Source organism: Holdemanella biformis DSM 3989 (assembly GCF_000156655.1).
In the GTDB taxonomy this organism is placed as follows: domain Bacteria; phylum Bacillota_I; class Bacilli_A; order Erysipelotrichales; family Erysipelotrichaceae; genus Holdemanella; species Holdemanella biformis.
On sequence record NZ_DS996847.1, the window covers coordinates 30,084 to 42,455 of the forward strand.

General features: G+C 33.3%; 12 protein-coding genes and 1 pseudogene. 6 read left to right on the forward strand and 7 right to left on the reverse strand.

Annotation, left to right across the window (positions count from 1 at the left end):
• Window positions 1–183 precede the first annotated feature (183 nt).
• Window positions 184–753 carry a VanZ family protein gene (locus tag EUBIFOR_RS10120; protein ID WP_040466484.1) on the forward strand — a complete coding sequence of 190 codons (570 nt, stop codon included), beginning with the start codon at window positions 184–186 and terminating at the stop codon, window positions 751–753.
• Window positions 754–1,014: 261 nt separating this feature from the next.
• Here the strand turns inward: EUBIFOR_RS10120 and EUBIFOR_RS10125 are convergent, their stop codons facing one another.
• The 5 genes and pseudogenes from EUBIFOR_RS10125 to EUBIFOR_RS10145 all read right to left on the reverse strand — a co-directional run bounded on the left by EUBIFOR_RS10125 (window position 1,015) and on the right by EUBIFOR_RS10145 (window position 3,710).
• Window positions 1,015–1,257 carry a hypothetical protein gene (locus EUBIFOR_RS10125; RefSeq protein ID WP_003865955.1) on the reverse strand — a complete coding sequence of 81 codons (243 nt, stop codon included), beginning with the start codon at window positions 1,255–1,257 and terminating at the stop codon, window positions 1,015–1,017.
• Window positions 1,245–1,811 carry a DUF3990 domain-containing protein gene (locus EUBIFOR_RS10130; RefSeq protein ID WP_003865956.1) on the reverse strand — a complete coding sequence of 189 codons (567 nt, stop codon included), beginning with the start codon at window positions 1,809–1,811 and terminating at the stop codon, window positions 1,245–1,247. Before EUBIFOR_RS10130 ends, EUBIFOR_RS10125 begins: the two co-directional genes overlap by 13 nt.
• On the reverse strand, window positions 1,804–2,028 hold the full coding sequence (locus EUBIFOR_RS10135; RefSeq protein ID WP_003865957.1) for a DUF3791 domain-containing protein: 225 nt from the start codon (window positions 2,026–2,028) through the stop codon (window positions 1,804–1,806). Before EUBIFOR_RS10135 ends, EUBIFOR_RS10130 begins: the two co-directional genes overlap by 8 nt.
• Before the next feature lie 221 nt (window positions 2,029–2,249).
• Window positions 2,250–2,455 (reverse strand): annotated as a pseudogene (locus EUBIFOR_RS13590) (helix-turn-helix domain-containing protein).
• 346 nt (window positions 2,456–2,801) lie between these two features.
• Window positions 2,802–3,710 carry an ATP-binding protein gene (locus tag EUBIFOR_RS10145; RefSeq protein WP_040466485.1) on the reverse strand — a complete coding sequence of 303 codons (909 nt, stop codon included), beginning with the start codon at window positions 3,708–3,710 and terminating at the stop codon, window positions 2,802–2,804.
• Between the two features lie 198 nt (window positions 3,711–3,908).
• On the opposite strand from EUBIFOR_RS10145, the gene EUBIFOR_RS10150 reads away from it, so the two are divergent.
• Complete coding sequence (locus tag EUBIFOR_RS10150; protein ID WP_040466486.1) at window positions 3,909–4,148, forward strand: hypothetical protein; 240 nt, start codon at window positions 3,909–3,911, stop codon at window positions 4,146–4,148.
• Between the two features lie 124 nt (window positions 4,149–4,272).
• Here the strand turns inward: EUBIFOR_RS10150 and EUBIFOR_RS10155 are convergent, their stop codons facing one another.
• Window positions 4,273–5,769 (reverse strand): carboxypeptidase M32, encoded by a 1,497-nt coding sequence (locus EUBIFOR_RS10155; protein ID WP_003865962.1) that lies wholly within the window; start codon window positions 5,767–5,769, stop codon window positions 4,273–4,275.
• 108 nt (window positions 5,770–5,877) lie between these two features.
• Here EUBIFOR_RS10155 and EUBIFOR_RS10160 point away from each other — a divergent pair, with 108 nt between their 5' ends.
• The 4 genes from EUBIFOR_RS10160 to EUBIFOR_RS12245 all read left to right on the forward strand — a co-directional run bounded on the left by EUBIFOR_RS10160 (window position 5,878) and on the right by EUBIFOR_RS12245 (window position 11,273).
• On the forward strand, window positions 5,878–6,378 hold the full coding sequence (locus EUBIFOR_RS10160) for a nitroreductase family protein (protein WP_003865963.1): 501 nt from the start codon (window positions 5,878–5,880) through the stop codon (window positions 6,376–6,378).
• The gene (locus EUBIFOR_RS10165; RefSeq protein ID WP_003865964.1) at window positions 6,365–6,874 is read left to right on the forward strand and encodes a GNAT family N-acetyltransferase; all 510 of its coding nucleotides are present in this window, start codon (window positions 6,365–6,367) and stop codon (window positions 6,872–6,874) included. Before EUBIFOR_RS10160 ends, EUBIFOR_RS10165 begins: the two co-directional genes overlap by 14 nt.
• A 61-nt stretch (window positions 6,875–6,935) precedes the next feature.
• A complete protein-coding gene (locus EUBIFOR_RS10170) occupies window positions 6,936–7,976 on the forward strand; it encodes a 3-deoxy-7-phosphoheptulonate synthase (protein ID WP_003865965.1) in 1,041 nt (346 codons plus the stop codon).
• A gap of 93 nt (window positions 7,977–8,069) precedes the next feature.
• Window positions 8,070–11,273, forward strand: coding sequence for a PAS domain-containing hybrid sensor histidine kinase/response regulator (locus tag EUBIFOR_RS12245; RefSeq protein ID WP_003865966.1), 3,204 nt, complete (start codon window positions 8,070–8,072; stop codon window positions 11,271–11,273).
• Window positions 11,274–11,533: 260 nt separating this feature from the next.
• Here the strand turns inward: EUBIFOR_RS12245 and EUBIFOR_RS13010 are convergent.
• Window positions 11,534–12,372 (reverse strand): ATP-binding protein (locus EUBIFOR_RS13010; RefSeq protein WP_003865967.1); only part of this gene is annotated, 839 nt, incomplete at its 5' end.

The following is a 12,372-nucleotide window of genomic DNA, read 5'->3' on the forward strand; positions in this document are numbered from 1 at the left end:
AACAATCACTGGTTTTATCTACCAAATGTATAATCGTTTTCCAAAATGTAAACCGAGCGATTCGTATATGGAACGGTGCAAACAAGGCTATCGTGATATGGGGTGGGATTCTTCAATTTTAGATTTTTAATGAATTTTAAAGCTTGATGTGGCATAATAGAAGGAAAATAAGGGGACTTTAAAATGAAAAATTGGAGATACTTAATTTTAAGTTTAGTTTTATCCTTGTTCATTCATTACTACGTCACAGCTGTTTTAATGGAAATTTTTGGCATGGGATGGTATCCAATTCAATTTGTCGTATGGTGTATTGAACTGGTTGTTATATATGATGCGTTGATGTTTTTTACAAAAAATTGGAATGTAAAACATCGAGCGATGTTTTTCTTTGCGTATTATTTATTTTTAATTATTGCCCTATTGATTCGCTATGATCAAGGTATCAGTATTATTCAGTTGAATCCATTTGCGTGTCTTAGAGAAATCTATTATGGTTCTTGGACAGAGTGGATCGTATTCGCATTTAATATTGGATACTTTATGTTTATGCCATGGGTGAATGGACTATTTATTTCATCAAACAAAGAAAACTTCATTGTTTCTGTATTCATCGGTTTTCTGTGTGAATTTATGCAGTTGATCTTTCATAGAGGCGTATTTGATTTAGGGGATATTTCTCTATATGTAGTTGGAATCTTGTTGGGGATTTATGTGAAAGAAAAATATCATCACATCAAAGAACAGAATCATTAATTAAGTGACGAATGAGTTCGTTATAAATATCCCATAAGAAAAGCATTAATCATTGTTGTCCTAATATTTTTTTGTCCACATATACTGATATTGAGCCAAATAAAAAGAATCGGCTTATTATCAATGTCGATTCCTGAGTATAAAAAAATTGAGGTCATTGTCCTATGATTAGGTAATGCTGACCTCAGCATTTTTGAAATATTTAGTTGACACACGATATAATAGTGGAAGTTTTCAACACTATTCGGATATGCATTCATCTCAAATCTGATATCCAGATTTTTTTAGCTCTTCCCTATACAATTCAGCTATATATGCCGGACCATTGCACCACAGCTTTGTTTTCTCATCATACAATGCCTTTCCTGTTTTTGAACATAGAAAATCGGTCAATATCTCTTTTCTGTCCTTGCCCGTTTCTTCTGCAATCTCATCTGTTACCATCGTGACAAGAAGATCTATTGTATAATTCATTTTTTCTTTTGAAATTGTTACTTTATCCATATCTTCTCACCTTTCACAAATTTCAGACACTTAATAGCGGCTTCTGTTTTGAAGCAATATTGATCTTTTAGTTTATTAGGTAGCAACTGTCTGATGCAGAAATCGTCTGCTTCCTTATCGCCTGCTATCCCGAAAGCCCCGGCAAGATAAGCAGTAAGGGTAGCGTTTGTTGCATCATCTGCAATCTTTCCTGCAATGATATCATACCTTGCCATTTCGCGTTCAACTTCGATAAACATTTTTTTCTTTCGATGAGCTGCAATGCAATGTAACCAGGCTACATCTGCATTTTCAAAAATGTGTATTTCAAGATTTTCTGAAAGGTTAAATTCAAAAGTTGAAATATATCCAAACTTCTGTCCCTCTTCAATTGTTCCTGTTGCGATTGCTTTGGCTATTGAGGTCTTTAGAAAACTTTCTGCCTGCTCCTTGGATGTGGTTAAATAAAATCCCTGCCCAAAATCTTTTCTCTTTGCACATTTGGCAAGTTCTGGCTCTTTTACTTCACAATAGCTTCCATGATAGAGAACAAATTGATCTTTTAATTCAAGCATTAATCTTTATCCCCTTTCCTTGCAAAAATTCAGTAATATCTTCAAGCACAGCTTCATCGCCTTCACAATGAAAAATCCCATAACATTTTTCTATATATCCAAGAACATCGGCTTCTTTAAACAAGTGGATAATCTGTTCTACAGGTAAATGCCACTCTTCTGAAGCAAGCCGGATTAATCTTGTTTGCATGAAAGTAATTTCTGTTTCCTCACTCATAATGAATCCTCCTTAATTTCTTGGAGCACTGTCGAAAACTCTCGAAGCTTATAAACAGTGCTTTTTTTGCTTGAATATCCACAAATCTTATCTTGATGTTTCCCAGTTAAAACTTCTTAAATCTAAATATCGTATAGCTTTACTTAGAGATTTATGCCGTTATCTTTATTGACTTCTGAAGCATTCTGCCAGTTTTAATAAATTTGACATATCTGCTCCTGTTATTCATTATCAGTAAATTCCATCATCTCATCCACGGTGCAGTCCAGCTTCTTGCAGATTTTCTCAATCGTTTCCATTGATACATATTGTTTTTTTCCATCCGGGCAAGAATATTATCGCTGATTCCGGTGAGGGACTGCATTTCTATCCGCTTCATATTTTTATCTATGAGCATTTCCCATAATCTGTTATAACTAACGCCCATTAGCTGCCTCCATATTTCTCATTCAATTTATTTTGATTATATCACGATTTCGTTAGGTTGAATATCTGTGACTTTTGATCTCTTCTTTAAAATGGAAAAGAAGATGCCCCGGCAAAGAGAAGCATCTCCAACCATTTATTCCGGTTTAGTCAAATGGAACCTCACCTTCCAGTACTTGAAATATGGAAGGTTGTTTAAAAATAAAACAATCTTTTTCTATATATTAAGATATTGGTTTCAAAGAATATGATAAAAATGATAGAATGATCTGGATTTAGAAATTTATATCATCTTTGAGTTGTAGATATAGGTATATTGCATGAAGGCTTTACATTGAATTGTATTTCTATTTTAGAACATAGAATGTATTTTTTCCTTTACCATGTTGAGAGATTTGACCTTCTTCTTTCATTCTACTTAAAATGCGTCCGCAAGTCGTTTGTGAAAGATTAAATGTATCCTGAACATCTTTGCGATTGAATTGGGTATGGGCTTTCGCAAACTCTAATATTTTGTTTTCAGGACAATCATATATAACTAGTTCTTCCTGAATTTTACTATTTTTCTTTGGATGGTTTAGATTTGGAAGAATGACCTTAAAGGCATTTTCTGTTGTCACAAATTGAGGCTTGAATTCAGATCCTGAATACGAATCAAGAATCTTTTGAATGCCCGTACCATAAGCTTCAATGAGTTCTAACCGATAAAAGATATTTGCGAGTTTAGGGTTTCGACAAACAGAAATACCAAGCTGAATGTCTTCTAAAGTGATTCCTTTTAATAAGCCTCCAATGGAAGTGAATTCAATCCGGTCTGTATACATACGAATGAAGGAACTTGCACTATATGAATATTCACGATGAACAATCAGATTTAATAAAGCTTCTCTTATAGCTACTTCTGGATAATCTCTTTTATTGATTCTTTTCAATCCTGAAAAGTTGGAATGTTTTTGATTTCTAAAATCGATATAAGAATATACTTCGTGCATTTGTTTGAATAATGAACCGGCAAATTCATTTCGATCTTGAAATTCACTTTGTTTTTCTCCATCAAAAACTGCAACCTTAATAGTGTGTTTACATTGGTCTGATAAAAGTAGTCCTAAATTCGTGTATATACCATCTTGATTTTGAATGCCTAAGTTCTTTTCTTTAAATGGGATGTTTGATTCATCAAATTCAGTCTTAGCAGAAAGAAAAGTCAAGTCTTGTTCTAAAGAACGCATTTGTTCAAACTCTTCTTGAAATATCATAAAGTAGCTCCTTTCTACCCATATACTAACCAATCTAACCATACTAACCAATAAAGGATTTGTTTTTCTAGTTGTGCATAGAACCTTTCCTGATGATAGTGAACAAGCAAAATTAGATTGACAAAGAATAAAGAAAATTTATTATAAGGATAAGAGATGGAAATTCCCATATTTAGATTTGCGTTGGAGGTGTTGATAATGGAAACAATAAAGGATTATGTTGCACATTTGGATAACAAAAAAAGAATTACTCTTAGAGGAGCTACTTATCATTACTACAATGTGAAAGAATATGGAAATGGTTGTATTATTCTCGAACCTCGGGAATTATCAGTGCCAAAGAGCATTTCAGCCAGGACATTGGCAGATATGGATCATGCGGTAAGTAATTTTAAGTGTGGAGATGTTTCCACAGCTATTGATTTGTCGGATTTGTAGAATAAGTTTGAATAAGGTATGTGTGGTTAGTCTGTGAAAATAGGTTAGCTGCTTTTTTCTTAAAAATTCATTTCTTACCATTCTTGTCAATAAGAAAAGAAGTGATGTTACTCACTTCTTCATGTTAGTCTAGATTGTATAATTTCTTGTATTTTTTAATTAAATAATCTGTGTAGTAATCAGGATTAAATGGTTCTCCACTTACTTCTTCTACGATTTCAGCCATCGATTTACTTGCGGCATAATGGTGTACATTGTCTTTTAACCAGTTTGTGATTTTTTCAAAATGATTTGTTAGTAGGGCTTCTTTTACATCAAATTGTTTTTCCATTGTTGCATACAATTGTGCTGCATACGCACTACCCAATGCGTATGTTGGGAAGTATCCTAAGTATCCTGTAGACCAGTGCATATCTTGTAAGACACCTTCTTTATAGTTTGTAGGACGAACACCTAAATATTCTTCGTATTTATCTGCCCATAGTTCTGGTAACTTATCATAATCTACATTGCCTTTGGCAATTTCTTTTTCGATTTCATAACGAACCATGATGTGTAATGGGTATGTCAATTCATCGGCTTCTGTACGAATCAAAGCACATTCTGTTTTATTGATCATGTTTACTAACTCGTCAACAGACACATCTTTAAATTCTGGGAATAAATTTACTAATTGATTATAGTTTGCTTGCCAGAAAGCGTGACTTCTACCGACGTGGTTTTCTAAGAAACGAGATTGCGATTCGTGTGCAGCCGAACCAACAGCTTGTGTAAGCATGGTTCCTTCAAATGCAGGATCCATTTGTAGTCCATAAAGAGCGTGTCCATATTCGTGTACAGTTGAAAGGATAGCGCTCAAAAATTGGTCTGGATAATAGTGTGTTGTGATACGAGCGTCGTTGCTTGAAAAGAAATCAGTGAATGGGTGTTCTGTGGTTGAAAGGTATACTTTACCAAAATCTACTTTCATGAAGTCACAAATAACATTCATAAATTTTTCTTGGCGATCCACTGCATAAGTTTCATGAAGTAAGTCATCATTGATTTGTGGCTTATTTTGAATTTCATGAATCAATGGAACTAATTTTTCTTTCACATTATTAAAGAATGCATCATATTTTTCTTGTGTCATTCCCTTTTCATAACGGTCTAACAACACATCATATGCATTGTTTCCATTGAATTTCGGATCATATTCTAAAAGGTGTAAAGTCTCTTTCATGATGGCTTGTAAATGTGGTTTGAAATGCTCATAATTATCTGCTTCTTTAGCTTCATGCCAAGCAAGTTCACTATCGGCTTTAACTTTGACATAGTTCGCATATACATCACTTGGAATGTTTTCAGATTGTGCTAAGGCTTCAAGACGATAATCGACTTCTTTCTTTTCCAAACTTCCTTCTGGCAATGTTTTTGCGTATTCCTTGATCTTTTTGATTGTTTCTGGATCATTTTCAATGATGAATGCTTGTTTAGATAGTCTAGACAACATTTCATTTGAATAAGGAATTCCTTTCTTTGGTGCAATTGTCATTTGTTCAAAATAAATGGTTGAGAATGCCAATGAGAAGGCATCTAATGTTCTTTCGTATTCTTGATAGAATGGTTCAAATTTTAACATGGTTAAATTCCTCCTGCTTGTATTGTAACACAAAGAAAAGAATAGTCATTATATAATGAAAGCGAATTTTCAAAATGGTGATATAATACAGAAAAAGGAGTAAAGAGTATGGATGCAATTTTTAATCGTACGAGTGTGAGAAAATATAAACAGAAATCTTTAAAAAAAGAAGAGATCGATTTAATTTTAAAGGCAGCATTTAGTGCACCTAGCGCTAGAAATAGTCAGCCTTGGCAGTTTATTGTCGTAGAAAATAAAGATACATTAAAGGATTTAAGTCAAATGACGCCTTATGCATCCTTTCTAAAAGATGCAGCTATGGGAATCGTGGTTTGTGCGGATAAAAGTAAGAATGATAGTTTAGATTATTGCCAACAAGATCTTGCGGCAGCTACAGAGAATATGTTGGTGGAAGCGAAAAGCTTGGGAATTGGTTCATGCTGGCTGGGTGTGTATCCGAATGAAGAGCGTTATTTGGCTTTAAATCAGTATTTTAAATTACCAAAAGGAATTGTTCCAATGTGGATGATTTCATTTGGGTATATTGATCAAGAAGAGGTTGCAAAAGATAAGTTTGATTCTTCAAAGGTGCATTATGAAAAGTATTAATATTGTTGAGTGTAAAAATGAGGATGATTTAAAAGAAGTAGCTATTCTTGCCGAAAAGATTTGGCATGAATTTTTTCCTAGAATCATTTCAGAAGCACAGATTGATTATATGGTTGAACAGTTTCAAAGCTTTGATGCCATGCAAGACCAAGTCAAACATCAACAGTATCATTATCATAAGGTATATGAAGGGGATGAGCTAGTCGGATATATTGGTTTGCAGAATCAGCCGGATCGTTTATTCTTGTCTAAACTGTATTTAAAGGATTTGGCTAGAGGAAAGCACTATGCGACTGAAATGTTTGAATATGTAAAGAAACAAGCCGAAGAGTATTGTTACTCATCTATTTATTTGACTTGTAATAAATATAATAAACATAGTCTGGACGTATATGAGAAGTTTGGTTTTCAATGGATTGATTCTGTACAGACAGATATAGGGAATGGCTTTATCATGGATGATTACATCTTGGAATATCGATTAAATCATATCTGATTTTGAAAAACATGCGAGAATATGATATTGTCAAAGGGTGATTTAAAGAGGAATGTTGAATATGGATATGAAGAAGATACAGGAGTTACCAACTCCAGAAGATTTAAAGAAGGAGTTTCCTTTACCTTATAAGGTGCAAAAAATTAAGAAACAAAGAGATCAGGAAATTGAAGATATTTTTACTGGAAAAGATGATCGTTTAATTTTAATTATTGGTCCTTGTAGTGCGGATCGTGAAGATGCGGTTTTAGACTATATGAATCGTTTGGCTGTTTTACAAGAAAAAGTTAAAGATAAGATTTTTATGATTCCACGTGTCTACACAAATAAACCTCGTACAAAGGGTGTTGGATATAAGGGGATGTTGCATCAGCCAGATCCTCATTCCAAAGAGGATATGTTGAAGGGAATCATTGCGATTCGTAAACTGCATACAGATGTTGTAACACAAACTGGTTTTACTTGTGCAGAAGAGATGTTGTATCCAGAAAATCATGCGTATTTATCGGATTTATTAGGATATGTAGCCATCGGTGCAAGAAGCGTTGAAAATCAACAACATCGTATTGTGGCTAGTGGTGTAGGAATTCCTGCAGGAATGAAGAATCCAACGGGTGGAGATCTTACAGTTATGATGAATTCGATTGTGGCGGCTCAAGCCGATCAAAGATTTGTATATCGTGGCTGGGAAGTGCAGACAGATGGAAATCCACTAGCTCATGCGATTTTAAGAGGATATGTGGATAAGTTTAATCATGCACATGCGAATTATCACTATGAAGATTTAATGGAATTGATTCATTTATATGAAAAATCTGACTTAAAGAATCCGGCATGTATTGTGGATTGTAATCACTCGAATTCAAATAAACAATATTTAGAGCAGATTCGTATTGCCAAGGATGTAATGCATTCTAGAAGTAAATCGGAAGATATCAAAAAGCTAGTGAAGGGCTTAATGATTGAGAGTTATTTAGAGGATGGAAATCAGCCAACAGATGGTAATGTGTATGGAAAATCAATCACGGATCCTTGTCTTGGTTGGGATAAGACAGAACAATTGATTTTAGATTTATATGAGTTATGTGATTCGGAAGCGTGAAGCTTCCTTTTTTTCGTTGGATTTTTGATTTTAAAATAGGCAAAAATTAAATAGTCACTTATAATTAGAGTATAAATGTGAGGAGGTCATATTATGAATCAACTTCTTCAAGAAAAAAGAGATGCCGAAAATTTTTTGCGGTTAATAGCACCTAAATATGCAGCGGTTTATATTTTAGATCGAAGTACAGATACTTTTCGTGATATTTTAGCTCCAGAAGCATTTCGTGCTTTTGCCAAAGACACAAAAGGTTCCTATTCAGATGCGATGCAATTATATCGAGATCATTATGTAGCTTGTGATTATCAAGAAGTGATTGATCGAGTCTTGGACTATGATTATGTATATAATATTTTATCTTCTGGAAATCAAGTGAATGTTACGTATCGTAAAAAGGATGGTACCTTGATTCGTCTGAAAATTGATCGGTATTCAGATAATGATGAGAATACTTCTATATGGGTTTATACAAATGAAGACAGTGAAGATGCGCTATACGGTGAGTTAGGTGAGGCTCGTTATCGCATTCGGTTTGATGATAATGAAAGGCCAGTAGAGTTTATAGGTAGTGAGAGTCTATCTGAGATGCTTTATGGATTTAAAGGTGAGACGCATATTTCGTGTTCTATGCTTTGGAATCATATGCATCCTCAAGATATTGATGTTGTTAAAGAAGAGTTTAAAAACATTCATGATACGAGGGATTCAACCGCAACATATGAGGTAGAGTATCGTCTTCAGAATAAAGATAAACAATATCGTTGGTATCGTGCGATTGGAAAGCCTGTTTTAAATGAAAAAGGAAAAATAGTAAGTGTTTGTGGATTTCTTATTGATATTCATAAGCATAAGGAAAAAAACCTTCTTCAACAGCGTTTTATTTCTGGTTTGAGTCATGAATATGTCACGGTATGGGTAATCAATCATGATTTAACGGTTGAATTGTATCAACAAACAAAAAAAGGGGATCATATTGCTCAAGAAGCAATTGAAAAGTTTGCCAAAACAAATAATTATCAAAAGAGCATGGAGAAATATGCTTCAGAATATGTTTGTGAAGAAGATCGAGAAGATTTTTTAAGAAATGTGAATTATCGTGTCGTTCGTGAACGAATCAAGACAGAAAAAGTATATCCGGTTGTTTTTCAAAGAAAATTTAATGGAAAAATAGATTATTTCCAGGCTTGTTTTGCGCAGATTTCGGATGAGACAGATGATTTTGTGTTGGGTTTTAAATTGGTGAATGACATTGTTGAACATGAAAAAGAAAGAAATGACCGGTTAGAAGAAGAAAAACAAATTCTAGAAAGTCTAAGCTCTGACTTTACGGCTATTTATTATTTGGAAGTTAACAGTGGTAAATTTGAACCTGTTCATATTCAGGATGAAACCAATGCGAGTGAATTAATAAGAAGTTATTCAGGGTATAAAGATTTTTATGAATATGCTTATCAATATGCGATGCGTTATATTCCTAAGGAGGAGCAGCCTGAGTTTTTATGGTGGTTTTCTCGTGATAATTTAAAATCTTTGTTGAAAACACAAGTGAGTCTTACACAGAATTATCGTACTTATCCAAATGTGCAGAATCAACAATATTTTGAAACGAAAGTTGTTAAGGTAAGTGAAGATGAAGATTCGTGTCACGTATTATTAGGTTTTCGTTATATTGATGATATTATCGAAAAAGAAAAAGCAATACAGAAAAGGTTGCAGAATGCTTTAGAGGAAATAAAGAGGAGTAATGAAACGATTTCTACAATTGCGAAAAGTTATAGTTCAATTTATAAAGTTGATTTTGAAACAGATACATATGAAAGAATTTCAGGAAGTGACATTATTCCTAAAACGGGGTGTGCATCAGAAAAAATGTTTGACGTATGTGAACAGGATGTTGCACCGGAATATCGAAATATTATCCATCAATTTGCGAATATAGAAACATTAACTTCACGATTTGAAAAAGAAGAAGATGTTTTGGCTGAATATCGAATGGTGGATGGCAACTGGCATAAATTGCGTATTATTGTTTCCAAAAGAAATGCGAATGGAAAAGCGATTCAAGCCATTGCGACAATTCGTACAATTAGTGAGACAAAGCGTAAAGAATTAAATTTATTCTTTGAAGCAGAACAGGCGAAGCGTGAGGCAAAAATAAAAACGCGATTCTTACAGAGTATGTCTCATGATATGCGTACGCCATTAAATGGCATTTCTGGCATGCTTCATATTGCAGATCAAAATCCAAAGGATTTAGAACTGCAGAAAATCACAAGAAATAAGATTCATCGGTCGTTAAATTATTTGATTTCTTTAGTCAATGATGTTTTGGATATGAATGATTTAGAAAGTGATCATTTTACAGAGGAAGAAGTTGATTTTGATGTTACTAAATTATTGGAAAGCATTAATTTTGATGGACAACAATTGGCACAAGAAAAGAATATTCAATATATTTTGGATTGGTATGAAGGTCAATTGAGTCATTCAAGGTTTAGAGGGTATCCAATATATCTTTCACGAATACTATCGATAGTTGTACAAAATGCCGTTAAGTTTACACCAGAAAATGGAGAAATCCATGTATGGATGAACGAGAAATGTTTAGATGAGTCGACATCGCTTTTAGAATTTAGATGTAAAGATACTGGTATCGGAATGAGTCAAGATTTTATTAAACATGCCTTTGATTTATTTGCGCAAGAAGATAGTTCTAGTAGATCCACATATCAAGGTACAGGTCTTGGCTTGCCTATTGCCAAAAAGCTTGTGGAGTATATGCATGGAAATATTCAATTGGAAAGTGAAAAGGGCGTTGGAACTTTGGTTTCGATTCAGATTCCTTTTAAGTTAGGAAAGCCAATTGAAAACAAAAATAATAGGTATCAACAAATATCGTTAGAAGGTTTATGTGTGCTTGTGGCAGAAGATAACGATTTGAATATGGAAATCGTTGAATATATGTTAGAACGTAATGGTATTCGGGTTGTATGTGCAAAAGATGGTCAAGAAGTAATAGATTTATTTGAAAAGAGTGAAGAAAATAAATTTGATTTTATTCTTATGGATATCATGATGCCAAAAATAAATGGTTTAGATGCGACAAGAAAGATTCGTGCATTAAAACGATTGGATGCAAAGACAATTCCAATCATTGCGATGAGTGCGAATGCGTTTGTAGAAGACATAATGAATAGCAAGATAGCAGGTATGAATATGCATTTGGCTAAGCCTTTGGATGAAACAAAGTTAATCAATGCTTTAAAACAATGTAAAAAGGATGAAAGAGTGAATTAGACATTAAAAAACATCCTCAACATGTCTAGTAGGCATACGGTGAGGATGTCGCCAAACAAAGTTCTCAATGACTGCTTAGACATTAACTTTCTTTGGCTTTTTAATTATAACAGATTCATAAAACGGATATACTTTTTTCACTTTATCAACCACACAATTGTAGATTAATAGATTTTCTTTTAAAAGAAGAATATTAAAAATGCAGGGCTTTCAACCCTGCATTTGCTGTAACATAATATCAAAACTTGCAATACATTATATTAAAGAACATTGTCTGATAATAAAAAATCAATTAGGCCAATGTTTAAAATTCCATTTTCATCATAAAAACGTTTACGAATATCTCTTCTGACAATAATTTTTGGAAAACTGTCTCCGGTAATGTTTAGTGAACGTGATTCAGAATATACTTTTTCTTCATTTTCCATTGCATAAGCGGATTGAATATAATATTTTTTCATTCCTTTTTGAATAATAAAGTCGATTTCTCTAGCTACTTTTCGATAGTTTCCTTTTTCCGTTTTAATGTTTTCGTAGACTACGCCCACATCGATTTTAAATCCACGAATGATTAATTCATTGTATAAGATATTTTCCATAATGTGCGGCATTTCAATTTGTCGAAAGTCGGTTCTTGCATTCCGCAATCCTATATCTTCGCAATAGTATTTTTTTGGGAAATCTAAATAAGATTTTCCTTTTACATCAAACCGCAAAGCCTCTTTAAAAAGAAAAGAATCTTCTAAAAAATCAATATATTTATTAATTGTGGGAAGATAAACAATATCTTTTCCGCTGCGTTGTTGTTTGGAATTGATAGCTTTAGTGATTTTAGATGGATTTGTTAAAGAACCTACAGACGAGCATAATAAATCAATAATAGAACTTAAAATATCTTCTCTTTCAATGTGTTTGCGTTCTACAATATCTCGAATATACACTTCTTTAAATAAGTTTTCTAGATATTCAATCTTGGAGGTTTCGTCTTGTTTTGTGAGTAGAAAAGGCATTCCACCATAAAATGAATAATTATCAAATGCCTCCTCTTTATCTCCACCAACAAATGAGTAATATTCCGAAAAGGAGAAAGGATGAATTT